Here is a 24,904-nt window from a genome sequence, read left to right as displayed (position 1 = left end):
GAGGGGGGCGGATGACCTTTGACGTTATCCGCCCTTTGGTTCAGGGCAGTGCGGGCTTGGCGGTAGAAGCGAGGGCAGGCTGGGTGTTCGGCGTACAACCGCGAATGGTTGTACGCCCTACAGGCAAAAGTGGTTGTCGGGTTCTCAGGCGGCGGAATTCAGCGGTTCCTGGCGGATCAGCTCGCGCAGGGCCCGGCGTTCGTCCGGCAGGGTTGCCGCACGGTGCAGGGCGAGGCTGCCGTCGGCTTCGGTGACCGCGATCTGGGTTTCGAACTGCAGCTGCAGCTCGTCCAGGGTGACGTAGGTGATCCGGTAGGCCTCGTCGATGCGGTTCATGATCGGCAACTCGATGTGGGAGGGCCACAGGCCCGATTGCTGAATAATCTCGCCGACTGGGCTAGGGTTGAAGTGAATAGGCGTGATGATGAACATCACGGCTGACGATGGTGCCGGCGAGATTTTCCGGCACTTGTCATGCAGGACGGGTATCCTGCGCACGCGTGTCCAGACGGCCACGCTGACTTACAACTGGAGCAGTGACATGAGCCGCGACAAGCAGCTTTTCCCGGACGACGAAATCGGCGACGCCCTGTGGGCCCTGCAGGAGGACGGTGAGGACCTCTCCGTCGAGCACGAGGTAGAGTTCGCGGTGATCTTCCCGGACGAACAGTCCGCCCTGGACTTCGCCATCATGCTGCTGCAGAACGGCCAGAAAGTGGCCTACTCGGAGTACGACGGTAACGACCAGCTGCCCTGGCAGGTCCTGGCCTACCCGGTGATGGAGCTCAGCCACGAGCACATCAGCGGCTACGCCGCGCTGCTGTCCGAGCACTCCGCCGACCTGGGCGGCCAGCTGGATGGCTGGTCGGCGCTCTGAGCGGCCGATGCGTCATGAGAGCGGTGCTTCAGCAGGCCGCGTGAGCGTGCACTGACTGCAGGCTCAGCCAACGCCCCGACAGGTTCGGGGCGTTGGTGTTTCTGGAGCATGGAAACGTCGTGACTAGCCGCCGTGCAGCAGCAGGAGGCCCCACAACACCAGCAGTAGCCCCGACGTGCGGCTGAGCCAGGCACCCACTGGCAGATACTTTTCCAGCAGCACATAGGCGCCAATCAGGGCGACCCAGAGCAGGTTCATCAAGCCCACGACGAACAGCACTCCCATCAACGCCCAGCAGCAACCCAGGCAATACAGCCCATGGGCCAGCCCCATGTGCCACGCACCGGACGGGCCGGGCCGCCAGTAGGCCAGCAGGAATTGCAGCGGAGACTGGCAATGGTGCAGGCAAGCGCCTTTGGCGGGCAGGAACTGATAGAGGCCGGCGCCCAGCAGAAAGGCCGCTCCCAGCCATGGGTTCTGGCTGCGCATCTCCATACTGAGCAGCGCCCGCTGGTCCAGCAGCCATTGCAGGAGCGTGGCGACCAGGCTGAAACCGCCCCAGACCAGCACGTAGGCGCCGCAGAAGAGCAGCAGCGCCAGGTTTCGCTGGTCGGCGGGGAGCCGCTGGCGGAGGGTGTGCTGATAAAGCAGGAACATCGGTGCCGCGCTGGGGAGCATCATGCCGACCATCATGATGCTCCACATGGCGAACATCAGCAGGGCGTCGCGCAGTGTCCATGGCATCGGCATGCCTTCCATGGCCATCTCCAGCATGCTCCCGGGAGCGGCCATGCGCCGTGCAAGGTCCAGCAGAAATACCCATGCGACCATGGTCAGGACGGACAGCAACATCACCAGCAATGCCGATTGCCGGCTCAACCACCTGGACGCCGCACGGGGGCCGGAGCCGGGCTCCGACACCGTCAGCGCACCACGCCCTGTCCCGTGAAGCGCAAGCGGGCGAAGTGCCCGTGGCTGCCTTGCGAGCTGATTCTGATGCCGCCCTGCGCATTGAAGCTGCCGCTGGCCATTTCTGCGTCGGTGAACTCGAAGCCATCCGGCAACGTCAGGCGGGCCCGCTGCGGCTCACCGGTCACGGGATTGCGAATCGGTTCGCCCTTGACCTCGAGTACGTCTGGAATGCGGGTGTGCGCGTTGCGCTCATCGATGTCGATCGTGAATTCGATAGGGACAAAGCAAGGCTCGAGGACTTCGGAGAGGGTGGTGCTGAATACCTGGAACACCGTAGCGCCCGGCACGGTTTCCGCACCCGACAGAATGGTCAGCAGGGCCGCGCGTTGCTCCGGGGTGGCGCGCTCTTCGATGAAGACCTGGCAGCGACCATTGCCTTCATGAATGGCGCCAGGCCAGGCAAAAGTGCCGACCCAGCAGAGCCCGTCGAGCACCTGGTTCTCGAAATGCCCCTTGTCGATTCGCATGCTCACCACTGCTTCGCACTTGCCGTGGGTCGGCGGGGAGCTGAATTGGCACGGGCAACCCCAGTTGCAGTTACAGGACACGAACTCGACGCCTTCGAGGCGCCAGTCAGCCATCGCCATGGCGCACCTCCTCATTGATTGATCTGAAGCGGATACTGCCCTCATTAATAACGCTAGCAGACACCACCCACGCCGAAGGGCCCGCCGACCGGGGGGCAGGACGAAGCAGCCAGCGACCGGGATGGCCTTGCCGGTCAGGCAGGCGCCCATCTGCGATGAGCGGATTGGCGGCCAGGGTGGTAGGCCGATCATGGTGTTGCTGGAGGGATTCGCCAGGTTCGGCCGCCGCCCATGACGCTGCCGCCAAGTCTCAGGCGGCGCTGTACCCCGCTTCGGGAAAGCTACCGTAGCGGCGCTATGAAGCCTGTATGGCCAATCGCCCAGGTCTGCGAGCCGGCCGTCACTCCGGCAGCGGCTGCTTGCGCGCTACCTGGCGCAGCGCCTGTTCGTAGTAATCCACGCTCTGCGCGCCGGAAATCAGCTGGCGACCGTTGAGGATCACCGCCGGCACGGCACGGATGCCGTGGCTGGTGTAGAAGTCCTCTTCGCTCACCACCTCGTCGGCATAGGCGTCGCTGTCGAGGATTTCCCGCGCCCGCACTGCATCCAGGCCGACGCTGACCGCTACGTCCAGCAGCACTTCAGCATCGCTCGGGTCTCGCCCTTCGCCGAAGTAGGCGTGCAGCAGGGCCTGCTTGAGGGCTACGTCTCGGTGCGACTCCGCCGCCCAGTGCAGCAGGCGGTGGGCATCGAAGGTGTTGTAGATGCGGTTGCGCTTCTTCAGGTCGAAGTGCACTCCGACTTCCTCGCCCATGGCGCGCAGGTGTTCCTGATTGCGGGCGATCTCCTCGGCGCTGCTGCCGTACTTGCGCTGCAGGTGCTCCACCAGGTCCTCGCCCTCGGCGGGCATGTCCGCGTTGAGTTCGAAGGGCTTGATGCGCAGCTCGACAGTCAGTTCGTCGTCCACGCGGCGCATGGCTTCCAGCAGGCCGTTCAGGCCAATGGCGCACCAGGGGCAGACCACGTCGGAGACGAAATCAATGGTGATGCTATCGCTCATGGTGGCGATCTCCGGCAAATGGGCGTGGCTCAAGGATGGACCCGGAAGGGTGTTCGAATCCAGTAGCGGAGTTGTCAGGCTGGGTCGTTTCTTATGTAATTTCTCTGAATATTCCATAAAACATTGATATGTAACGATTAATATATTCTAGAAATTACTTTAACTGTCGCGACAGTCTGGCGCCTGCCCTAGGTCTGCACGCCTAGGGATGCGGGCTTTCCAGGGCTGTGGGGAGGATTGTTTTTCCAGGATGATAGTAATTTTATGGATTAAGTTATATCTATAAGTAGTTGATATTTAAAATATTTGTATTCGTCTGGTTGTGGGAGGCTTGCGGCGGCGGTGTCTCGGCCGGCGCAGGCTGTTCCCAGGGCTGCCGCTTCTGCTTGCGAAGAACATCGGGACAGCTGAGGACCAGGGCGCCGAACGACCCTGCATGTCCGCTGCAAACGCCTGTCAGTCGACGCTATCCGCGCCCGCCGACGCAATCGGTCGGACGGTCATGACGGCAACGTTGCGCTACTGGAATTGCCACGAAGACGCGCTACCTTGACCCTGTTGTGCGTAGATTTTTCCGACGCACCGCTTCCCGCCGTCCCGCGCAGGCAACGGATCTGCAGCTGCAGGCCCGGCAGTCAACCAGTAGATACGGAGCACGCCATGGCTCGCACCACGCCCATCGAGCTTTACCGCAATATCGGCATCGTCGCCCACGTCGACGCCGGCAAGACCACCACCACCGAGCGCATCCTGTTTTACACCGGGGTGAACCACAAGATGGGTGAGGTACACGACGGCGCGGCGACCATGGACTGGATGGTGCAGGAGCAGGAGCGCGGCATCACCATCACCTCGGCGGCGACCACGGCCTTCTGGCAGGGTTCCGCCAAGCAGTACGGCCACAAGTTCCGCTTCAACATCATCGACACCCCCGGTCACGTCGACTTCACCATCGAGGTGGAGCGCTCCCTGCGTGTGCTCGATGGCGCGGTGGTGGTGTTCAGCGGCGCCGACGGTGTCGAGCCGCAGTCCGAGACGGTCTGGCGGCAGGCCAACAAGTACCACGTGCCGCGCCTGGCCTACGTGAACAAGATGGACCGCCAGGGCGCCGACTTCCTGCGGGTGGTCAAGCAGATCCAGCAACGCCTGGGGCACAACCCGGTGCCGATCCAGCTGGCCATTGGCTCCGAGGAAACCTTCGCCGGGCAGATCGACCTGGTGAAGATGAAGGCCATCGTCTGGAACGACGCCGACCAGGGCACCAGCTACATCGAGGAACCGATTCCCGCCGAACTCCAGGCCCTGGCCGAAGAGTGGCGCGCGCACATGATCGAAGCCGCCGCCGAGGCCAACGAGGAGCTGATGAACAAGTACCTCGAAGGCGAGGAGCTGAGCGTCGAGGAGATCAAGGCCGGCCTGCGCCAACGCACCCTGGCCAACGAGATCGTCCCGGCGGTGCTGGGCTCCTCGTTCAAGAACAAGGGCGTGCCGCTGGTGCTCGATGCGGTGATCGATTACCTGCCGGCGCCGTCGGAAATCCCGGCGATCAAGGGCACCCACCCGGACGACGAGGAGAAGCACGACGAGCGCCACGCTGACGACAGCGAGCCGTTCTCGTCACTGGCCTTCAAGATCGCCACCGACCCCTTCGTCGGCACCCTTACGTTCACCCGCGTCTATTCCGGCGTGCTCTCCAGCGGCGACGCCGTGCTCAACTCGGTGAAGGGCAAGAAGGAGCGCGTCGGGCGGATGGTGCAGATGCACGCCAACCAGCGCGAGGAGATCAAGGAATGCCGTGCCGGTGACATCGCCGCGCTGATCGGCATGAAGGACGTCACCACCGGCGACACCCTGTGCGCCATCGACAAGCCGATCATCCTCGAGCGCATGGACTTCCCGGACCCGGTGATCTCGGTGGCCGTGGAGCCCAAGACCAAGGCCGACCAGGAGAAGATGGGTATCGCCCTGTCCAAGCTGGCCCAGGAAGACCCGTCATTCCGTGTGAAGACCGACGAGGAGACCGGGCAGACCATCATCTCCGGGATGGGCGAGCTGCACCTGGACATCATCGTCGACCGCATGCGCCGCGAGTTCAACGTCGAGGCCAACATCGGCAAGCCGCAGGTGGCCTACCGCGAGGCGATCCGCAGGAAGTGCGAGATCGAGGGCAAGTTCGTCCGCCAGTCCGGCGGTCGCGGCCAGTTCGGTCACTGCTGGATTCGCTTCGAACCGGGCGAGGCAGGCAAGGATGGCCTGGAGTTCGTCAATGAAGTGGTGGGCGGCGTGATCCCCCGCGAGTTCATCCCGGCGATCCAGAAGGGTATCGAGGAGCAGATGCAGAACGGCGTGCTCGCCGGCTACCCGCTGATCGGCCTGAAAGCCTCGGTGTTCGACGGCTCCTACCACGACGTGGACTCCAGCGAGATGGCGTTCAAGATCGCCGCCTCCATGGCCACCAAGCAGCTCTCGCAGAAGGGCGGCGCGGTGCTGCTGGAGCCGGTGATGAAGGTCGAGGTGGTGACGCCGGAGGAATACATGGGCGATGTGATGGGCGACCTCAACCGCCGGCGCGGCCTGATCCAGGGCATGGAAGACACCCCTGCGGGCAAGGTGATCCGCGCCGAGGTGCCGCTGGGCGAGATGTTCGGCTATGCCACGGACGTGCGGTCGATGTCCCAGGGGCGGGCGAGCTACTCGATGGAGTTCACCAAGTACGCCGAGGCGCCGGCGAATATCGCCGAGGCAATCATCAAGAAGGCCAATGGGTGATCGTGGCTGAATGAACAACGGCGCCTGCGGGCGCCGTTGTTCATTGTGGGGGGCTTCAGGCGGGGCTGAATCTGATCGCGGGCCATGCCCGCGATACTTTTCCGGGTGCGAATGCGCTGATCGCTTACGACCGGTACAGCACCGGCCGGCGCAGGTGCACGTAGCTGTAGCCTTCGCGCGCCAGGGCGATGCGTTGCGGGTCCAGCTCGGCCACCAGCAGTTCCTCGCCGTGCTTGGCCTGGGTCATCACCTGGCCATCCGGCGCGACGATGCAGCTCAGGCCGCAGTACTCCAGTTCGCCTTCAGGGCCCGCGTAGTTGGCGTAGGCGAGGAACACCTGGTTCTCGTAGGCGCGGGTGGGCACCAGCACCTGGGCGACGAACTCGTAGGGGCGCATGTTGGCGGTGGGTACCAGCACCAGGTCGGCGCCGGCCAGTGCCAGGGTGCGCACGGCCTCGGGGAATTCGACGTCGAAGCAGATCAGCAGGCCGATCTTCCAGCCGTCCAGCTCGAAGATCGCCGGCGGCGTGTCGGAGGCGCTGAACTGGGTGCGGTCGAGGTCGCCGTAGAGATGGGTCTTGCGGTAGTTGGCGCGCCGTTCGCCCTGGCGGTCGATCAGCTGCACGCTGTTGAAGATGGCGCCGCCGGCATCACGCTCCGGGTAGCCGTAGAGAATGCCGATCCTGTGCTGGCGGGCGACTTCGGCGATGCGTGCCGCCGAGGGGCCGTCGCTGGCTTCAGCCAGTTCGGCAACGCGTTTGGCGCCGATGTTGTAGCCGCTGAGGAACATTTCCGGCAGGACCAGCAGATCCGCGCCGCTCTGCACCGCCTGCCGGGCGGCCTGCTCGAGGCGGCGCAGGTTGCCGGCGACGTCGTCGGGGCCGGGTGGGCACTGGTATAGGGCCAGGTACATGGTGATCTCCTCGAATGAGCGCAGGCGGGATCGGGAAAGTGTGCGCTTTCTTCCGATCCCGCGCGAGTCAGGCTTGGGTAACCGTCTTTGGAAGCCGGGGGCTCAGTCAGGCAGCTCCATCGGGCCGAGTTCGGCGAAGCGGTCGCCCGGGCCGGGGTTCTGCGGATGGGTGGCGCCGCCGAAGTGCTTCATGATGCCCCACACGGCGTTGAGCGAGGTCTGCACCGCGCCTTCCACCCAGGCCGGGGTCCAGGACACGTCGTCACCGGCGATGAAGATGCCGCGCTGTTCGGCCGGCATGTCGTCCTGCATGAAGTGCGCGTACATGCGCTGGTTGTAGCGGTAGTGACCCGGCAGCGCGCCCTTGAAGGCGCCGAGGAAGTGCGGGTCGGCTTCCCAGGAGACGGTGATGGGGTTGCCGATGACGTGGCTGGCGATGTCGACCTTCGGGTAGACCTTCTTCAGCGCGTCCAGGGCCAGTTGCACGCGCTTCTCCACCGGGTGCGGCAGCATCTTCATGGCGTCGCTCATCCAGGAGTAGGACAGGCAGATCACGCCCGGCTTGTCGTCGCCGTTATCGAACAGGTAAGTGCCGCGGGTGAGGCGGTCGGTGAGGGTCATGCTCATCACGTCGCGGCCGGTTTCCGGATCCTTGTCCTTCCAGAACGGGCGGTCGACCATCACGAAGGTCTTCGACGACTGCATGTAGCGGGTACGGTCCAGGGCCATCCACATCTTCTGCGAGAACAGCGCTTCTTCGCACTCGATCTGGGTGGTCAGCAGCCAGGTCTGGCAGGTCGCCAGAACGGCGGCGTAGTGGCGGGTATCGCCCCAGTAGTCGGTGACGGCAAAGGTGCCGTCGGCGGCGCGGGCGATCTTCTTCACGCCCGGACGCGGTGCGCCATTGTGCAGCGTGGCGAGGGAAGTGCCGGCCGGCCAGTGCGCGCATTGTTCCGGCACGTGGCTCCAGATGCCGCGCGGCACCTGCTCGACGCCGCCGACAACGAGGTGCTGGTGGTCGTCGCAGTTGGTCATCACCACGCGGAAGATTTCCAGCATGGAGTTGGGGAAGTCGGAGTCCCAGCCGCCGGTGCCGAAACCGACCTGGCCGAAGATTTCACGGTGGCGGTAGGAGAGGCGGGAGAAGGCCTTGGAGGTGGCAACGAAGTCGTAGAAGGTGCGGTCGTCCCACTTGGGCACCAACTCGTCCCACAGGGCCTTGAGCTTGACGGTGTCGCGCTCGCGGATGGCGTCCTGGATTTCGGAGAAGCGTGCGCCGTCTTCCAGGGCGTCGGCCCAGGCCTGGGCCACTTCGCGGAAGATTTCCGGCAGGTCTGCCATCTTCTCGGCGTAGTGGCTGGTGCCTTCGAGGTCCACCACGGTGCTGCCGGAGGCGGGCGTCAGCGGGTTGGGGAAGGGTTTGGTTTCCAGGCCGAGCTTGTCGACGTAGTGGTAGAAGGCGGTGCTCGACACCGGGAAGCGCATGCCGCCCAGCTCGGCGATGATGCCGTCGGCGCCTTCGAAGGTCTCCGAGCGCAGGCGACCGCCCATCTTCGAGGCCTCATAGACCACGGGCTTGAGGCCCATCTTCATCAGCTCGTAGGCCGCCACCAGGCCGGAGATGCCGGCGCCAACGATGGCCACTTCCTGGCCATGCTTGTCGGCGGGGATGCTGCCCAGGCCGGCGGGGTGTTCGATCCAGTCGTCGAAGGCGAAGGGGAAGTCCGGACCGAAGATGGTTACCGGTTTCTTGCCGGGGGTGTGGGGGTGGCGGTTCTTGTGCATTGGAGGCTCCCTTTTGTTCGGCGTGCCGGTTTTGATCAACCAGCTTGGCAAGGCTTATCGCGGCCCGCAGGGACCAGTCGATGGATGGTGCGCGGGCAAAGAAATGGCGAGCTGTGAGGGCTCGCCTTGGCGCTAACTATTACAAAGGGGGTCGTTGAAATGAATCCGTGAATCTGCAAAATGCTTAAGAGCTTTTATACAGATTGATAGATGAAATGAACAAAAGCACGAAAAACTCCGATTCCATGCTGCTCAACCTACTGCGCGCCAACGCCCGCGAGTCGATTTCCGAGCTGGCGCGCAAACTGGGTGTGTCGCGTTCCACGGTGCAGAGCCGGATCGAGCGGCTGGAGCAGCAGGGCATCATCAGCGGCTATTCGATCAAGGTGTCGGACAGCTATGCGCAGTCCCTGGTGCGTGCCCATGTGCTGGTCACGGCGCTGCCGAAGCTGTCACACCAGGTGGTGCAGGCGCTGGAGAAGATCGCTGAGGTGAGGACGCTGCATTCGGTGAGCGGCAACTTCGACATGATCGTGATCGTCGAGGCGCTGTCGATCCGCGACCTGGATGCGGTGCTTGACCGCATTGGCGCGCTGGACGGGGTGGAGCGGACCATGTCGTCGATCATCCTGTCGACGCGGATCGATCGCTGAATCTGTGCCCTGCCGTAGAAGCGCGCCATGCCCGCGAATCGCGCGCATGGCGCGCTTCTACAAGGCCTGCCGGGCGATTGGTCCCATTGGTCTGCCGGTATTGCCGGGAATTGGCTATTCGAAGCGGCGCCCCGCAGCGGTAACGTAGCGCCATTCCCGCAATCCCGCGGACCCACTGGAGAAGATCATGAGTGCACGTATCGAATGGCCGAAGAAGTCCCCCGATGCCTACAAGGCCATGCTCGGCCTGGAGCAGGCACTGGAAAAATCCGGCCTGGAGCTCCCGCTGCTGGAACTGGTGCGCCTGCGCGCCTCGCAGCTCAACGGCTGTGCCTATTGCATGAACATGCACGCCAATGACGCGCGCAAGGCCGGCGAGACCGAGGCGCGCCTGCAGACCCTGAGCGCCTGGCGTGAAACGCGCTTCTTCACCGAGCGCGAGCGCGCCGCGCTGGCCTGGACAGAAAGCCTGACCCTGCTGGCCGAGAAACACGCGCCGCAGGACCAGTTCGACGCCCTGCGCGAGCATTTCAGCGAGGTGGAAGTCGTCAACCTGACCCTGGCGATTGCCACGATCAATGCGTGGAACCGCTTTGGTGTGGGCATGGCGCTGGTGCCTTGAATCGGGACTGATGGAAGAGGGCGCCTGCGGGCGCCTTTTTCGTATTTGGAGCGTCCTCCGGTCGCTTATCGCGGGCATGGCCCGCTCCTACAGTCGCCTGGGGCGTGGTGCTTCCCTGTAGGAGCGGGCCATGCCCGCGATTTTTGTCGTTCAGCGCTTGTAGAGCACCACCGCCGCCCGCAACTTGCTGCGGCCAAAGCGGCTCATCTGCTCGAATTCTCCGTGGCTCACCGGAATATGCTGACAGTCCAGTGGCTCGCGGTGCTGGCTGTGATCGACGTCGGGGTCGTGCAGGTAGACGAAGTCCTCGTCGCAGTCGGTGACCACCACCCAGTGCGGCGCCTTGGATCGGGTCAGGCGGTAGCTGCTGATCAGCACCAGTGGCTGGCCGCCGGCTTCCAGCGCGGTGTCGATGTCCAGCTGACTGACCAGCAGTTGCTCCACGTTGCTCTGCGCCAGTTCGCGGGTGAAGTCGTCATGCACCAGGCGCATCACCTCGCGCTTTTCTTCGCTGCGTACACCGTCGAGGAACAGCGGGCCGTCCTCCGACAATTGCAGCTGCACGCGAAAACCCCGGCGCCAGGCGGCCAGGGCCAGGCCCTGCGGGCTGCAGCCGCCGTGGCCGGCGGTCATATAGATAGTGGTGGCTTCGCGCCACAGGCGCAGCTCCTCGCGGCGCTCCAGAACCCTTTCGTGCTCCAGTGCGCCCATGGCCATCAGCAGGCAGGACGGACCGCAGGTGAACTCGGTGGTCTGGCGGTAGAAGGGCACGTGCCGTGGTGCGTGGCCGCTGATCTGGCGGATGCGTTTCTCGAAGCGGAGCGCTTCGCTGTGGTCCTCGTAGTAGTCGCGCACCGTGGCGAAGGGACGGTAGCCGTTGCGCTGGTAGAGGATGATGGCGCCGCGATTGTCCGGACGGACTTCCAGGCGCATGTAGGCGCAGTCGTTTTCGATCGCTTCCGCCTCGGCACGGTCCAGCAGTTTCTGCCCCAGGCCAATGCCGCGCGCGCGCTCGTCGAGGGCGATGGAGTACAGACGGGCCAGGGAGGTGCCCTGGTGGAACAGCACCAGGGCGTAGCCCAGCAGGCTGCGGTCGGCTTCGGCGACGATCAGCGAGGCGTGGGCCCGGGTGATCATCCACTGGAAGTTGCGCCGCGACAGGCGGTCATAGTCGAAGCAGCGGTTTTCCAGCTCGACCAGGGCGTTCAGATCATCAGCGGTGGCGGCGCGAAGGTGCAGGTTCATACCGGTAAGGATTCGTTAACCTGAATGGAGCACGTTGGTTGGGTGAAGGGCGCGAACGTACTGCCCTGCCACGCGGTCGAAGCAGCATTCAGCGGAGTATTGTCCCTGACTCAAAGCGCGGCAAGCGCTATCCCCTGCGCCCTGGAGGTGTCGTGAGCAAGTTGTTCATCATCGTCGAACGCAAGGAAGACTGGGCGTCCTACTACCCCAGTGAAGATGTGGTCAGCGCCCAGGAATACCTGGAGATGCCCATCGATGACGACAACGGTAAGCGTGTGCAGGTGATCAACTTGTGCCGCAACTACAAATACCTGGGCCACGGTTATTACTGCTCGCTGTTGGCCGAGGCACGCGGGCACAAGGTGATTCCGTCGGTACGCAGCATCAGCGAGCTGGCGAAGAAATCCCTCTACAGCCTGGCCCTGGAAGACCTGGAGAAGACCCTCGACAAGGCGCTGGCCGACCATCCCTACGGCAATACCGACGGTTTCACCCTGACCCTGTACTTCGGTCGCACCGACATGGAGCCGCTGCAGGACCTGGCGCGCCAGCTGTTCGAGGTGTTTCCCTGTCCGATTCTGCTGGTGGAGTTCCGCAAGACCCGCGGCTGGCACATCGAGGGTGTAAAGCCAGGCAACATCCATAAGCTGCGCGAGGATCAGGAAGACCTGTTCGCCAATGCGCTGGACAGCTTCAGCCGGCAGATCTGGCGCAAGCCGCGCTCGCGCAAGCAGTACCGCTACGACCTGGCGATCCTCCACGATCCGGAAGAGGCCTTCCCGCCGTCGGACGCCAAGGCGCTGAAGAACTTCATCCGCGTCGGCCGCAGCCTCGGCATTGACGTCGAGCTGATCGAGAAGAAGGACTACTCGCGGCTGGCCGAATACGACGCGCTGCTGATCCGCGAGACCACCAGCGTCAGCGACCACACCTACCGCTTCGCCAAGAAGGCCGAGAGCGAGGGCATGGTGGTGATGGACGACCCAGTGTCGATCCTGCGCTGCACCAACAAGGTCTACCTGGCGGACCTGCTGCGCAGCCACAAGCTGGGCATGCCGGCCACCGAGATTCTCTACAAGGACAACCCGCAGGAGCTGGAGAAGGTTGGAGAGCGGCTGGGCTTCCCGCTGGTGTTGAAGATTCCCGACGGCAGCTTCTCCCGTGGGGTGATCAAGGTGTCGAACCAGGAGGAGCTGCTCAGCGCCAGCGCCGAGCTGTTCGAGCGCTCGGTGCTGCTGTTGGCCCAGGAGTTCTTCTATACCGAGTACGACTGGCGCATCGGCGTGCTCAACCAGAAACCGATCTTCGCCTGCCAGTACTTCATGTCCAAGGGCCATTGGCAGATCTACGACCACAGCCCCGAGGCCGAAGAGCTCAGTGGAGATTTCCGCACCATGGCGGTCCACGAGGCACCGCGCAAGGTGGTGGAGCTGGCGGTGAAGACCGCCAATCTGATCGGCAATGGCTTGTACGGGGTGGACCTGAAGCAGTCCGGGGATCGGGTGGTGGTGATCGAGGTGAATGACAACCCGAATATCGACTGCGGCGTGGAGGATGTGTACCTCGGCGACGAACTTTACAAGCTGGTGCTGGAGGAGTTCGTGCGCCGTCTCGAAGTCAAGCGGCGCGGGCTTGGCTGGTGAGACCGATTCGGCATTGACCTTATAGAAAAACGGTCGATGGAGCCGTCAATATATTGCTAGCGTTACAAATTGGAGCGCCAAACGACTGTTTTTTAAAGTTTTTCAAAAAAATGGCGCCAAGGAAGGGAGCATGCTTGAGGCGGCATCGAATCTTCGACGCTTGCTGGTAGTTGATCCTTGCGATGACTGTCGGCGGCTATTACCCGGACTCCGGGCGGCTGGATGGGAGGTGGACAGTTGCGGGCTGGATTTGGCCGGCGAGCGCAGCTGCGACGTCGGTCTGTTGCGCTTGCAGCCCGAGCACCTGGATCGTCCCGAGTCGATCAAGGAGCTCATCAGTCGCAGCGGCACTGAATGGATCGCGGTGCTGAGTCCCGACATATTGCCGATCCATGAGGTCGGCGATTTCGTCAGCGAGTGGTTCTTCGACTTCCACACCTTGCCGTTCGACGTGGCGCGGGTGCAGGTCACCCTGGGGCGCGCCTTCGGCATGGCGCGCCTGCGTGGGCGCGGCAGCGTGCATAGCGAGGAAGGGCAGCACGAGCTGCTGGGCGAGAGCCGCGAGGTTCGCGAGCTGCGCAAACTGCTGGCGAAGTTCGCGCCGACCGAATCCCCCGTGCTGATACGTGGCGAGAGCGGCACCGGCAAGGAACTGGTGGCGCGCACGCTGCACCGGCTATCGCGGCGCTCGGTGCGTCCGTTCGTGGCGATCAATTGCGGCTCGATCCCGGAAAACCTGATCCAGTCGGAGCTGTTCGGTCACGAGAAGGGCGCGTTCACCGGCGCGCACCAGCGCAAGATTGGTCGCTTCGAGCAGGCCAATGGCGGCACGCTGTTCCTCGACGAGGTAGGCGATCTGCCGTTGGAGCTGCAGGCCAACCTGTTGCGCGTGTTGCAGGAGAAGCAATTCGAGAGGGTCGGTGGCAGTCAGCCGATCGATGTCGACGTGCGGGTGCTGGCGGCCACCCATATCGATCTGGAGGCGGCGATTCGCGCGGGAACCTTCCGTGAGGACCTGTACTACCGCCTCAACGTCCTGCAGGTCTCGACCTCGCCGCTGCGCGACCGCAATGGCGACATGGCGCTGCTGGCCAATCACTTCGCCCACCTCTACAGCGTTGAGACCGGCCGCCGGCCACGGCGTTTTTCCGACGATGCCCTGGCGGCGATGGCGGAGCACAACTGGCCTGGCAACGTCCGCGAATTGGCCAATCGGGTGCGCCGGGGACTGGTGCTGGCCGAGGGGCGGCAGATCGAAGCACGCGACCTGGGTCTGGAGCGGCAGAAGGGCAAGCCCACGCACCAGCCGCTGGTGACCCTGGAGGAATACAAGCTCGGCGCCGAGCGCCAGGCGATGTGCGATGCCCTGGCGCGACACGGCGACAACCTTAGCGTGGCGGCGCGGATGCTGGGGATTTCGCGGCCGACGTTCTACCGGCTGCTGCACAAGCATCAGTTGCGATAGGTCCGGACTTTGTCCGCGATGCTCCATGCCGAGTCAATCGCGGATGTTCCCACGCACAGGCTCCACTGCAGGAGCACGCCAAGCGTGCGATCGCGGGCATGGCCCGCTCCTGCAAGGGCTGGCATCAGGATGGCGAGCTTGCGATTCACGAGAACAAGGCGAAGGCCCCGGAAACGGGGCCTTCGTGTTTAGCTGAAGAGAGACTTGCCGGCGGAAACGCGGGCTGGGCAGCCGGCGTCGATGGGCAGCGAGTGGCGGTGCGGGGGGCCACCACTGGCTGCCATATGGACGCTTGCGTTGTCGGTGGCGGAGCCGTTCTGGTGGCCCTGAGCGTATAGGGCCCGGCTGTCCGCATTGCCGGTTTCGTTGCCCCCGGGGCATAGCATGTTGCTCCAGGTATTGGGATAGGTATCGCCATTGTGCTCGGAGATACCCGAGTAGCAACCGTCATTAGCGAAGGTCATGCCGGCTGATGCAGATCCGGTCTGGAGGGTGGCGTCTTTGACGGTGATGTTGCCAGGGCTGGGCCGCATTGCGCTGCCAGCGGAGTTGGCGTGCTGACCGTAGGGACTGGTTGCCGCCTTGCTGTTTTTCTGTGAGTGATCGATGGCCGCAGTCATGTCGATGCGGAAGTTGCTGGTCGTGCGTTGCGATGAGTTCGCCAGGCTCCTGAAGGCGGCGGTCGAATCGCTGCCGAGTGTTTCGGAGACCTGTTGCTCACCGTCGTCAGCTACCCGTGGGTTCCCGGCGCCGTTGGAGAGGTTGCCATGGACGTCGTGGCCGGCACCGTCGAGAAGCGCAGACTCCTGGGCGCCCTGAGCCACCGCCCACGGCAGTAGCGCAAGCGCGGCGCAAAAGACTGCGACCAGGGCCGAGCAGGTGGCGATTGTCCTTGCAATACTCTCCGGCATGCCCGTAGCTCCTACGTGATGCACCGAGCTGGTACCAGCGATGCAGAGCGGAAGCAGTTGCTGTGCCGGAATTACGTTGTCTTGCAGAATCAGTGACTTGGAGAGTCCGGTCGACGCTGTAGTGGGGCAGCTGTTGCATCGGCATTACAGTGGCGCCGTGGGGAAATCCAGGCGAAGGCTCTGGAATCGGGCCTGGATCAAGGATGAATCAGTTACTGTTTCGTGGATGAAACACCTCGCCGGACCTGGGTTGGTATTTCCCGGCTCGCCGGGCCTTGCGCGGGATCGAGCTGTTTCAAGGATTTAACAACTGGCTCTGGCCATGGGCTTTCCGGCGGGTGTGTGTCATTGCATCACTCCGTGCGGGCATTTTTCACCGCCTGGCGAACGCCATCTCCCTTCGGTGGTCTGCTTCACGCGACCGATAGACTGTCGCGGCCGGGGCCATCGGAGGTACCGGCTGGATGAGAATTTTTCGTTAAATACGTAGTAAGCAGTGGCCAATGCTTTAGCATGCCGACGCCTTGTCGAGGTTCAGGACCCTGTGTCCTGGCCTCGTTGGCCGGCCCAGCCGGAACACATCATTAGAAAAGGCGAGCCATCGAGCCGCGCGGGGGAAGCGATATGGATTTGTGGAGTGCCTTCCAGGCATTCGTTCTCGGGGTGGTCGAGGGGCTCACGGAGTTCCTGCCAGTCTCCAGCACCGGCCACCAGATCATCGTGGCGGACGTCATCGGCTTTGGCGGTGAACGCGCCGAGGCGTTCAACATCATCATCCAGCTGGCGGCCATCCTGGCGGTAATGTGGGAATTCCGCCGCAAGATCCTCGACATCGTCGTCGGCCTGCCCACCCAGGCGCGGGCCCAGCGCTTCACCGTCAACCTGCTGATCGCCTTCGCGCCGGCCGTGGTACTGGGTGTGGCCTTCGCCGACAAGATCCATCACTACCTGTTCAACCCCATTACCGTCGCCGTGGCACTGGTCATCGGTGGCGTGGTGATCCTCTGGGCCGAGGGGCGTGAGCACACTGTCCGTGCCGAGACGGTGGACGACATGACCTGGAAGGATGCCCTCAAGGTCGGCTGTGCCCAGTGCCTGGCATTGGTGCCCGGCACCTCGCGGTCGGGGGCCACCATCATCGGCGGCCTGCTGTTCGGCATGTCGCGCAAGGCCGCCACCGAGTTTTCCTTCTTCCTGGCGATGCCGACCATGGTGGGGGCGGCGGTCTACTCCGGGTACAAGTACCGTCATCTGTTCCAGCACGATGACCTGCCGGTGTTCGCCGTGGGCTTCGTGACCTCCTTCATCTTCGCCATGATCGCCGTGCGCGGCCTGCTGAAGTTCATCGCCAGCCACAGCTACTCGGTGTTCGCCTGGTACCGTATCGCGTTCGGCCTGCTGATTCTGGCGACCTGGCAGTTCGGCTTGATCGACTGGAGCAGCGTCAAACCCTGAGTCCGAAGGCGATGGAAAAGAACGGCATCATCAGCCGCTGGGACGATGACAAGGGCTTCGGCTTCATCCGTCCGCAATCCGGTGGCGAAGAACTCTTCCTGCACATCTCGGCATTTCGCGGCGACCGCCGTCCGCAGAGTGGCGACCCGGTGTGCTATGTCCCGGGAAGAGACAAGCAGGGCCGGCTCCGCGCGGAGCACGCGCGACTCGCTGGCCTGGCCATCGACCAGCCGGATATCCGCCGCAAGCCGGGTGCTGCGGCGACCCGTGAGCGGGCCCGCAGCGGTCGGGAAGTCGCCTTCCCGACGCCACCTCGACGCTCCATCGGCCGGGCCCTGCTGCTGTTGGCCGTGCTGCTGGCGCTGCCGGTCAGCGGCGCGATGGTGTGGCTGAAGGACGGCTACTTCGCCTGGTTCCTGCTGCTCTATCCGCTGTTCAGCGTACTGACCTTCCTCGCCTACTGGCGGGACAAGCGCAGCGCCGAGCGGGACGCGTGGCGCACCCCCGAACAGAGCCTGCACCTGTTGGAGCTGCTCGGCGGCTGGCCGGGCGCATTGCTTGCCCAGCAGGTGTTCCGCCACAAGACCCGCAAGCTGTCGTTCCAGCTGGTGTTCTGGGCGATTGTCCTGGTGCACCAGCTGTTCTGGATCGACTGGCTCAGCGGCGGGCGCCTGCTGGGTTGGGTTGGCGTCGTGCTGGGATTGGGGCAGGGCGCCTCATAACGGCGAGTCGTCCTTCGAGAACTCTTCTTCCAGATAGTCCAGCAACGCCCGCACCGCCGGCAGAACGCCGCGCCGGTGCGGGTAGACCGCCTGCAGGTTGGCTTCGGGCTCGCGCCACGTCGGCAGCACGCGCACCAGGCGCCCATCCGCCAGTTCCTCGATGCAGTAGTAGTTCGGCAGCACGGTCACGCCGAGCCCTGCGAGGGCAACGTTCTTGCGAAGGTTGAAGTCCTCCACCGCCAGGCGTGCCTCCAGCGCCAATTCGCAGGTTTCCCCCTGCGGTCCGAGCAGTTTCATGTGCACCTTCCGGTCGCTCTCGATGGCGCCGAGGATGGGCAGGCTGGCCAGGTCCTGCGGGTGGCTCAGCTGCCGTCCCTGCAGGAGCGCAGGCGCCGCCACCAGGGCCGCCATCGCCGGGCGCAGTCGGCGCGAAATAAGCGACAGATCCTCATCGCCCGGCGCGCGGACGCGCAAGGCCACATCCACCCCCTCGTTGAGCAGGTCGACGCGACGGTTGGTCAGTACCAGCTCCAGATTCACCTGCGGATAGGCCGCCAGGAATCCAGGCAGCATCTCGTTCAGCGAGGTCTCCGCCAGGGCGACCGGGCAGGTCAACCGGACCCGCCCGCGTGGCTCCGCGCTGAGCTGGGCGGCCACTTCATCGGCCATTTCCGCCTCCACCAGCATCGCCTGGCAGTGCCGGTAGTAGCGCTCGCCCAGGTCGGTGAGGGCCAGTTTGCGCGTGGTGCGCTGCAGCAGGCGCACGTTCAGGCGCGCTTCCAGCTCAGCCACGCGCCGCGACAGGCGTGACTTCGGCAGCCCCAGCAGGCGGCCGGCGGCGGCGAACCCTCCGGACTCCACCACCTTGGCGAAATAGTAGAGATCATTGAGGTCCTGCATGGGATTGTCCTACTGGTGAGACGAATCATCACATTTTTGCTGACTTATCGATGATTGGCTACATGCGTAGTCTTTTCTCCAACGACGAATTACTCCGCCACCCACCTGGCTTACCTGTTTGGAGAACGCACACATGAAACTTCTGCACATCGATTCCAGTATCCTCGGCGACAACTCCGCTTCCCGTCAGCTCAGCGCCGAACTGGTTGCCGCCTGGGTTGCCGCCGAGCCGGGCGTTCAAGTCACCTACCGTGACCTGGCCGCCGACGCCATCAGCCACCTGTCGTCCGCCAGCCTGGTCGCCGCCGGTACCCCGGCTGAAATGCGCGACGCCGCGCAGAAGCACGAAGCGGCCTTGGGTGAAACCAGCATCGAAGAATTCCTGGCCGCCGACGCCATCGTCATCGGCGCACCGATGTACAACTTCTCCGTCCCCAGCCAGCTGAAGGTCTGGATCGACCGCATCGCTGTCGCCGGCAAGACCTTCCGCTACACCGAAAGCGGTCCGGTCGGCCTGGCCGGTGGCAAGAAAGTGATCATCGTCTCCACCGCCGGCGGCATCCATGCCGGCCAGCCGACCGGTGTCGCCCACGAGAACTACCTGCAGCTGGTGCTGAATTTCCTCGGCATCACCGACATCGAAGTGGTGCGCGCCGAAGGTCTGGCCTACGGTGACGAGCCGCGCCGCAACGCCATCGCTGGCGCCCAGGCGAGCATCGCGAGCCAGTTCGCCGCTGCCTGATCGAATAGGCATCAGGAAAAAGCCCCGCATTGCGGGGCTTTTTTGTTTGTGGGGGTTGGCCGCCCGTCCGCTTCTCCCGGCGCCTGCAGGCTGGCGCGTAGTATGCAAGGAATCTCCCAGGCGGCGCCCAAGGCTCCCAAATGACGCGTGGTGGAGGCCCGTGGCGCCTGAGCTGGATGCGCATCGGGGCGGACTGCACCATGGCGAAGCGTCTGTTGTGGATTCTATTGCTCGTTACCTTCAGTAGCGGAGCCTGGGCGGTGTCGGGCTGGAACGTGGGTTTTCATCGCCTGCAGGTAAGTGATCCGCTGGACCTGGAACCGATGAAGGCCATTGCCTTCTATCCAACGCGCGCCCCGGAGCGACCGCTGCACCTGGGCAATTTCATTGTTGATGTCGCCTATGAAGGCAAGACTGCCAACGGTCGCTTTCCGCTGCTGGTGATGTCCCATGGCAACTACGGCACACCCCTGGCGCAGCGTGACCTGATCGAGGCGCTAGTGCGCAAGGGGTTCGTCGTGGTGACGCTGCTGCATCCCGGCGACAACCTGCATGACCACAGCCGCCTGGGCGCCGTGAGCAACCTCTACGGCCGACCCTTGCAGGTCTCGGAAACCATCAGTGCGGCGCTGCTCGACCCTGAGGTCGCGCGGATTGTCGATCCGCGCAAGATCGGTGTGATCGGATACTCCGCGGGCGGTGAGACGGCGCTGATCCTCGCTGGCGCGCAGCCGAGCCTGGATCGGCTGATCAAGTACTGCCAGAAGCATCCGGATGACGCCGACGCCTGCAGCGACCAGGGCAAACTGCGCGCGGACCGCAGCGACCTGGTGCCGATGGCCGACCCCCGCGTCGGGGCCTTGTTGCTGCTGGCGCCGCTGAGTCTGATGTACGGCGCCCGCGAGCTGGAAGACGTGCAAGTGCCGGTGCTGCTCTATACCGGCAACCAGGATCATGTCCTGGACTGGAAGAAGAATGCCGGCGCGCTGGCGCGCAAGCTGCCGCAGCAGCCGGACCTGCGGGTGCTCGATGGCGCGGGGCACTTCGTGTTCATGTCGCCCTGTTCCGAAGAGGAGCTGGAGGCTACTCCGGACCTGTGTACGGACAGCCAGGGGCTGGATCGCAAAGCCATCCACCGTGATCTCGCGGCGTCGGCGGCGCAGTTCTTCGACGTCAGCCTGGGCAGTGCGCTGATGCAGACATCCGGGCGCTGACAGGCGCTGCGCTTTTGCTCCGCTCTTACGAAAGCAGGTCACGTTAAGAAGATAGAGGCCTGGGATTTCCCCTGTAGGAGCGGGCCATGCCCGCGATCGCGGACAAAGTCCGCGCCCGCGAAAAGCGCACAGAAAAAAGCCCCGCATCGGCGGGGCTTTTTCATGAACGGCGAAGCGTCAGACGATCACGCCCTGGCTGCGCAGGTAGTCATCATAGGTGCCGCTGAAATCGGTCACGCCGGTTTCCGACAGCTCGATGATGCGGGTGGCCAGGGAGGACACGAACTCACGGTCGTGGCTGACGAAGATCAGGGTGCCCGGGTAGTTCTCCAGCGCCAGGTTGAGCGACTCGATGGACTCCATGTCCAGGTGGTTGGTCGGCTCGTCCATCACCAGCACGTTGGGGCGCTTGAGGATCAGCTTGCCAAACAGCATGCGGCCCTGTTCGCCACCGGAGATCACCTTCACCGACTTCTTGATCTCGTCGTTGGAGAACAGCATGCGGCCGAGGGTGCCGCGCACCAGTTGCTCGCCGCCCTGGGTCCACTGGGCCATCCAGTCGAACAGGTTGTAGTCGTCCTCGAAGTCCTCGGCGTGGTCCTGGGCGAAGTAGCCCACGTCCGCGCTGTCGGTCCACTTCACTTCACCGGCGGTGGGCGCCATCTCGCCGACCAGGGTGCGCAGCAGGGTGGTCTTGCCGATACCGTTGGGGCCGATGATGGCGATGCGTTCGCCGGCTTCCACCTGCATGCTCAGGTTCTTGAACAGCGAGGTGCCGTCGAAGCCCTGGCTGACCTTCTCCAGGGTCACCGCCTGGCGGTGCAGCTTCTTGTGCTGCTCGAAACGGATGAACGGGCTGACGCGGCTGGACGGCTTGACCTCTTCCAGCTGGATCTTGTCGATCTGGCGCGCACGGCTGGTGGCCTGCTTGGCCTTGGAGGCGTTGGCCGAGAAGCGGCTGACGAAGGTCTGCAGCTCGGCGATCTGGGCTTTCTTCTTGGCGTTGTCCGACAGCAGGCGCTCGCGGGCCTGCTCGGCCGCGGTCATGTACTCGTCGTAGTTGCCCGGGAACAGGCGCAGCTCGCCGTAGTCCAGGTCGGCCATGTGGGTGCAGACGCTGTTCAGGAAGTGACGGTCGTGGGAAATGATGATCATGGTGCTGTTACGCGCCGTGATGATGTTTTCCAGCCAGCGGATGGTGTTGATGTCCAGGTGGTTGGTCGGTTCGTCGAGCAGCAGCAGATCCGGATCGGAGAACAGCGCCTGGGCCAGCAGCACGCGCAGCTTCCAGCCCGGAGCGACGGCGCTCATCGGGCCGAAGTGCTGTTCCAGCGGAATGCCCAGGCCCAGCAGCAGCTCACCGGCGCGGGATTCGGCGGTGTAGCCGTCGAACTCGGCGAACTGGACTTCCAGCTCGGCCACGGCCATGCCGTCTTCCTCGCTCATCTCCGGCAGGGAGTAGATGCGATCGCGCTCGGCCTTGACCTTCCACAGCTCCTCGTGGCCCATGATCACGGTGTCGATCACGGTGAAGTCTTCATAGGCGAACTGATCCTGGCGCAGCTTGCCCAGGCGCACACCGTTTTCCAGCATCACCTGGCCGCCCGACGGCTCCAGCTCACCGCCGAGGATCTTCATGAAGGTGGACTTACCGCAACCGTTGGCGCCGATCAGGCCATAGCGGTTGCCGTTGCCGAATTTGACGGAAACGTTTTCGAACAGCGGCTTGGCGCCGAACTGCATGGTGATGTTAGCGGTAGAGATCAAGACCTTATCCTGCGGGCTTTCCAGAGGTGTTTAATTGCCTACCTCTGCTTCCTGTACCAATTCCGTACCATTTTTGATTCTGGTCGGTAGCTTTTCGAGCTCGCTCCAATCGGAGGTAGAACTCAGCCATTTGGCGTAGGTCGAGAGCAACATTTGAACGCTATGGCCGAGCTGTCCCGCGATGAATGCTGGATTCATCCCGGCCATTAGGCACATGGTTGCGTAGGTATGTCGGGCGTCGTATTGCCGGCGTCTGCGGATGCCAAGGACATCAAGAGCGGCGTGAAAGTGCTTAATGGTAACACTTGGCTCCTTGATCCACAGCCCACCCTTGCTTGGAGGAAAGACGAATGGGCTCGTGGAGTACTCAGAAACCGACGACATCTCCTTCAATTTTGCGATCCGCCGGGCCTCTTTCAGCGCTCCCAGGGCCCGTTCGTTGAGGAGCACGTCCCGCTCGTGCCTGGTCTTGACCCGCTCCTCGATGCCGCGATCGACGACGATTCGGCACACGTGCGCGCGCCGGGCTTCCTCGTCCACCTCATCCCAACGCAGAGCGAAGGCTTCGCCAGGCCGCATGCCGGTGAAGAACAGGAACTCATAGAGCGCCGCGTAGATGCGCGAGTACCTGCCAAGGTTCTCGTAGAGGTGGGCGATGACGCGCTCGGGCTCTTCCCGGTTGAAGGGATCGGCCAGCTCTTTGGAGCGGCCAGGCTCCTCAATCGACGTCGCAGGGTCCTTCGTCGTCAGGCCTTCTTTCATTGCGGCGGCTGTGATGCTGGCGAGCTTGATCAACGGCCACGAAGTCGTAGTGGGGGGCTGATGTCGTTGCAGTACTTCGTGTGCAGCGCGAGGCCGATGGACTCGGCATCGCGCATAGTGATGTCGGAGCCGCGCCAGTCCACATCGAATTCCGGCTGAAGCAGTGTGTGCGCCAGCAGTTCGGAGGCGTCATAGGCGCTGATCGGCTCGCGGTTCACCCGTGCCGCGTCGAAGGTGGCCGTGCTGGCATGGATCCCGGTGCCGAGCAGAGCGCGTGGCTCCGAACGGCTGCGGATATTGCGGAGGTGGATGCCTTCCCACTTGAAGGCACAGTCGAACAGTGCGCCCCAGGATGAGGCGCGCACCGTGGTGACCGATTGCATGTGGACTCACTTCGCGGCGAATGCCGTCGTGGGTTGCTCGCCGGTGATGTGGTCGGCGGTGGCGGGGCCGATGATCAGGAACAATAAGAAGGCGCAGGTGTGCAGGGCGCCGATGAGAGTGGCTGTACGCTTGGCGTTCACGGCCCACCCCAGGTTCTTGCTGTCCCGCTTGATGGTTAGCGCCATACGGCGCCGCAGATTTACCACCAGCGTCTCGCGCGGCAGGCCGAGTACGGCGGCAATGTTGGCTCCAGCCGGCATGATCAGGCCGGCGACCTGGTCGTCAACGATCGAAGCAACGGGGTGGGTAGTCATGTTGCGGTTCCTTCAATGCATGCCTTGATGTGGGTCTCGCGCAGCTCGGCGTGGCGCCAGTGAATGGTGTCGGCCGCCTCCTGGGGGAGGTTCAGCTCCTGCTGGTTGGTGATGTCGCCCTGGGCGTAGGCCATCTGGATCATCCCGACGGCCATCTTGTCGTTAGGGAGCCGCGACCACGACAGCCGCTCGATCTCTTGCTTGATCAGCTGCAGGGCCCTGTTCGCTCGGCTTCACATGGGGTTGCTCCTCGGGCTCGTCGAGCTCTTCGGGTTCGGGGTCAGAGCCATCCCGCAAGGGATCGCCGCGCGGGTCGTAGGCCGCCTGGGCGCTGCGGAAGTGAGCGCGCCAGCGGGATTCGGAAAGCCAAATGGCGGTGTCGGCATTCGGCAGCAGTCGATCGCTCCGCTGGATGCCGGCGGGAGCGGAGGTGATTGCTCCCGAAGATGGGGGAAAGAGCCCGGCCGGGGTTGGGCGAAGATGGGGGGAAACGGAGAAGCTATTAGATGAAGTTCGTGCTTGAATGCCACGAGCCAAATAGGAGAAGGGAATCCGTGCCGAAGCTCGGCGCACCAAGCAATTTGCTGCTGATAGCAATTGCGTTCCTGTTCAACGCTACGCTTTTGCCCATATCGAACCGAGAGCCGGTCACTCTTGAGTACCTTTCTAACTTTCTGTTCTATGTGGCGGTGTTTGCGCTAATCCCAGCCTTGCTGATGCTTGTTGCCACCGCTTGGATGAAGCGCTTCAGCGTGATGCTGTTGTCCTTTATCTGCCTCACCGTTGTGCCGACGTTGTTGATGACACGTGGTCAGCGGCTTGGCCGAGATGAATTGGTTGTGTGCATTCTGATGCAGATATTCATTTCCTATGGGGCCGCAGTCTTGTTGTTAATCCTCTCGTTTGTGTCCCGCTCCCGAAAGCGTGGGGAAGCTCGCAGGCAAGTCGAGATGTTGGAGCGGGCGCGAGCAGCGAATATTGCGCGGCGAAATGCGGGTTAGTAATCGCGCTCGGCCAGCAGCTCCGGTCACCCTGAATACCTAAGGGTCGCCATCGCGTTTGCAGGCCTTCATTCACTCGAACTGATCCCCGGTCGCCGTAGAGGCAGCGCAGTCAGTTGTTGAGTGTTGTGTTGGGACGGCATCACCCACGGTGCGGTTGACAGGTTGTCGGCTTCTGCTGGTCGTCGCCCCTTGGATCAT

25 protein-coding genes are annotated in these 24,904 nt (G+C 63.5%); 11 read left to right on the top strand and 14 right to left on the bottom strand.

Going from position 1 to position 24,904, the window contains the following annotated elements; translation table 11 throughout:
* Positions 1–144: 144 nt before the first annotated feature.
* Entirely contained in the window at positions 145–336 is a 192-nt protein-coding gene (gene ptrC / locus GA645_RS15700) for a type III secretion system co-regulatory protein PtrC (RefSeq protein ID WP_152223941.1), read from the bottom strand.
* A 205-nt stretch (positions 337–541) separates the two neighbouring features.
* Here ptrC and GA645_RS15695 point away from each other — a divergent pair, with 205 nt between their 5' ends.
* Positions 542–877 carry a ribonuclease E inhibitor RraB gene (locus GA645_RS15695; RefSeq protein ID WP_152223940.1) on the top strand — a complete coding sequence of 112 codons (336 nt, stop codon included), beginning with the start codon at positions 542–544 and terminating at the stop codon, positions 875–877.
* A 123-nt stretch (positions 878–1,000) separates the two neighbouring features.
* On the opposite strand, the gene GA645_RS15690 is transcribed toward GA645_RS15695, so the two are convergent.
* The 3 genes from GA645_RS15690 to GA645_RS15680 all read right to left on the bottom strand — a co-directional run bounded on the left by GA645_RS15690 (position 1,001) and on the right by GA645_RS15680 (position 3,436).
* A complete protein-coding gene (locus GA645_RS15690; protein WP_152223939.1) occupies positions 1,001–1,729 on the bottom strand; it encodes a DUF2182 domain-containing protein in 729 nt (242 codons plus the stop codon).
* Positions 1,730–1,800: 71 nt separating this feature from the next.
* Positions 1,801–2,430: a DUF1326 domain-containing protein gene (locus GA645_RS15685; protein WP_256676191.1), complete on the bottom strand. Its 630-nt coding sequence runs from the start codon at positions 2,428–2,430 to the stop codon at positions 1,801–1,803.
* A 346-nt stretch (positions 2,431–2,776) separates the two neighbouring features.
* The gene (locus tag GA645_RS15680; RefSeq protein ID WP_152223937.1) at positions 2,777–3,436 is read right to left on the bottom strand and encodes a DsbA family oxidoreductase; all 660 of its coding nucleotides are present in this window, start codon (positions 3,434–3,436) and stop codon (positions 2,777–2,779) included.
* Between the two features lie 660 nt (positions 3,437–4,096).
* On the opposite strand from GA645_RS15680, the gene fusA reads away from it, so the two are divergent.
* Positions 4,097–6,205, top strand: a complete 2,109-nt coding sequence (fusA, locus tag GA645_RS15675) for an elongation factor G (RefSeq protein WP_152223936.1) — start codon at positions 4,097–4,099, stop codon at positions 6,203–6,205.
* Positions 6,206–6,329: 124 nt separating this feature from the next.
* Here fusA and GA645_RS15670 read toward each other — a convergent pair whose 3' ends face one another.
* The gene (locus GA645_RS15670; protein WP_152223935.1) at positions 6,330–7,118 is read right to left on the bottom strand and encodes a carbon-nitrogen hydrolase family protein; all 789 of its coding nucleotides are present in this window, start codon (positions 7,116–7,118) and stop codon (positions 6,330–6,332) included.
* A 102-nt stretch (positions 7,119–7,220) separates the two neighbouring features.
* On the bottom strand, positions 7,221–8,903 hold the full coding sequence (locus GA645_RS15665; protein WP_152223934.1) for an NAD(P)/FAD-dependent oxidoreductase: 1,683 nt from the start codon (positions 8,901–8,903) through the stop codon (positions 7,221–7,223).
* A 245-nt stretch (positions 8,904–9,148) separates the two neighbouring features.
* Between GA645_RS15665 and GA645_RS15660 the strand changes: the two genes are divergently transcribed.
* Together GA645_RS15660 and GA645_RS15655 are read left to right on the top strand one after the other, a co-directional pair.
* Positions 9,149–9,556, top strand: coding sequence for an Lrp/AsnC family transcriptional regulator (locus tag GA645_RS15660; RefSeq protein WP_256675932.1), 408 nt, complete (start codon positions 9,149–9,151; stop codon positions 9,554–9,556).
* Positions 9,557–9,743: 187 nt separating this feature from the next.
* A complete protein-coding gene (locus GA645_RS15655; protein WP_152223932.1) occupies positions 9,744–10,178 on the top strand; it encodes a carboxymuconolactone decarboxylase family protein in 435 nt (144 codons plus the stop codon).
* Between the two features lie 150 nt (positions 10,179–10,328).
* Here the strand turns inward: GA645_RS15655 and GA645_RS15650 are convergent, their stop codons facing one another.
* Complete coding sequence (locus GA645_RS15650) at positions 10,329–11,423, bottom strand: GNAT family N-acetyltransferase/peptidase C39 family protein (protein ID WP_152223931.1); 1,095 nt, start codon at positions 11,421–11,423, stop codon at positions 10,329–10,331.
* A 152-nt stretch (positions 11,424–11,575) separates the two neighbouring features.
* On the opposite strand from GA645_RS15650, the gene GA645_RS15645 reads away from it, so the two are divergent.
* Both GA645_RS15645 and GA645_RS15640 read left to right on the top strand, forming a co-directional pair.
* A complete protein-coding gene (locus GA645_RS15645) occupies positions 11,576–13,066 on the top strand; it encodes a RimK family protein (RefSeq protein WP_152223930.1) in 1,491 nt (496 codons plus the stop codon).
* Positions 13,067–13,196: 130 nt separating this feature from the next.
* Positions 13,197–14,531, top strand: a complete 1,335-nt coding sequence (locus GA645_RS15640; protein ID WP_152223929.1) for a sigma-54 dependent transcriptional regulator — start codon at positions 13,197–13,199, stop codon at positions 14,529–14,531.
* 188 nt (positions 14,532–14,719) lie between these two features.
* Here GA645_RS15640 and GA645_RS15635 read toward each other — a convergent pair whose 3' ends face one another.
* Complete coding sequence (locus GA645_RS15635) at positions 14,720–15,442, bottom strand: hypothetical protein (RefSeq protein WP_152223928.1); 723 nt, start codon at positions 15,440–15,442, stop codon at positions 14,720–14,722.
* 624 nt (positions 15,443–16,066) lie between these two features.
* Here GA645_RS15635 and GA645_RS15630 point away from each other — a divergent pair.
* Both GA645_RS15630 and GA645_RS15625 read left to right on the top strand, forming a co-directional pair.
* Positions 16,067–16,897, top strand: a complete 831-nt coding sequence (locus tag GA645_RS15630; protein ID WP_152223927.1) for an undecaprenyl-diphosphate phosphatase — start codon at positions 16,067–16,069, stop codon at positions 16,895–16,897.
* Positions 16,898–16,908: 11 nt separating this feature from the next.
* Positions 16,909–17,619, top strand: coding sequence for a DUF1294 domain-containing protein (locus tag GA645_RS15625; protein WP_152223926.1), 711 nt, complete (start codon positions 16,909–16,911; stop codon positions 17,617–17,619).
* Here GA645_RS15625 and GA645_RS15620 read toward each other — a convergent pair.
* Positions 17,614–18,519: a LysR substrate-binding domain-containing protein gene (locus GA645_RS15620; protein WP_152223925.1), complete on the bottom strand. Its 906-nt coding sequence runs from the start codon at positions 18,517–18,519 to the stop codon at positions 17,614–17,616. The two genes, GA645_RS15625 and GA645_RS15620, sit on opposite strands and share 6 nt — an antisense overlap.
* Positions 18,520–18,652: 133 nt before the next feature.
* Between GA645_RS15620 and GA645_RS15615 the strand changes: the two genes are divergently transcribed.
* Positions 18,653–19,261 carry an FMN-dependent NADH-azoreductase gene (locus GA645_RS15615; RefSeq protein WP_152223924.1) on the top strand — a complete coding sequence of 203 codons (609 nt, stop codon included), beginning with the start codon at positions 18,653–18,655 and terminating at the stop codon, positions 19,259–19,261.
* 200 nt (positions 19,262–19,461) lie between these two features.
* Positions 19,462–20,475, top strand: a complete 1,014-nt coding sequence (locus tag GA645_RS15610) for a dienelactone hydrolase family protein (RefSeq protein ID WP_152228127.1) — start codon at positions 19,462–19,464, stop codon at positions 20,473–20,475.
* Positions 20,476–20,652: 177 nt separating this feature from the next.
* Here GA645_RS15610 and GA645_RS15605 read toward each other — a convergent pair whose 3' ends face one another.
* The 5 genes from GA645_RS15605 to GA645_RS28840 are packed head-to-tail and all read right to left on the bottom strand — an operon-like array spanning position 20,653 to position 23,836.
* Positions 20,653–22,242 (bottom strand): ABC-F family ATPase, encoded by a 1,590-nt coding sequence (locus tag GA645_RS15605; RefSeq protein WP_152223923.1) that lies wholly within the window; start codon positions 22,240–22,242, stop codon positions 20,653–20,655.
* A 30-nt stretch (positions 22,243–22,272) separates the two neighbouring features.
* The gene (locus GA645_RS15600) at positions 22,273–23,037 is read right to left on the bottom strand and encodes a site-specific integrase (protein ID WP_256675931.1); all 765 of its coding nucleotides are present in this window, start codon (positions 23,035–23,037) and stop codon (positions 22,273–22,275) included.
* On the bottom strand, positions 23,034–23,387 hold the full coding sequence (locus tag GA645_RS15595; RefSeq protein WP_256675930.1) for a hypothetical protein: 354 nt from the start codon (positions 23,385–23,387) through the stop codon (positions 23,034–23,036). Before GA645_RS15595 ends, GA645_RS15600 begins: the two co-directional genes overlap by 4 nt.
* Positions 23,388–23,393: 6 nt before the next feature.
* Positions 23,394–23,702 carry a hypothetical protein gene (locus GA645_RS15590; RefSeq protein WP_152223922.1) on the bottom strand — a complete coding sequence of 103 codons (309 nt, stop codon included), beginning with the start codon at positions 23,700–23,702 and terminating at the stop codon, positions 23,394–23,396.
* Positions 23,699–23,836, bottom strand: coding sequence for a hypothetical protein (locus tag GA645_RS28840; RefSeq protein WP_178119556.1), 138 nt, complete (start codon positions 23,834–23,836; stop codon positions 23,699–23,701). The genes GA645_RS15590 and GA645_RS28840 overlap by 4 nt, the downstream gene beginning before the upstream one ends.
* Before the next feature lie 372 nt (positions 23,837–24,208).
* Here GA645_RS28840 and GA645_RS15580 point away from each other — a divergent pair, with 372 nt between their 5' ends.
* The gene (locus tag GA645_RS15580; protein ID WP_178119555.1) at positions 24,209–24,703 is read left to right on the top strand and encodes a hypothetical protein; all 495 of its coding nucleotides are present in this window, start codon (positions 24,209–24,211) and stop codon (positions 24,701–24,703) included.
* Positions 24,704–24,904 lie beyond the last annotated feature (201 nt).

It is taken from the genome of Pseudomonas sp. SCB32 (assembly GCF_009189165.1).
GTDB lineage: Bacteria > Pseudomonadota > Gammaproteobacteria > Pseudomonadales > Pseudomonadaceae > Pseudomonas.
This window is presented reverse-complemented; position numbering and strand designations above follow the sequence as displayed.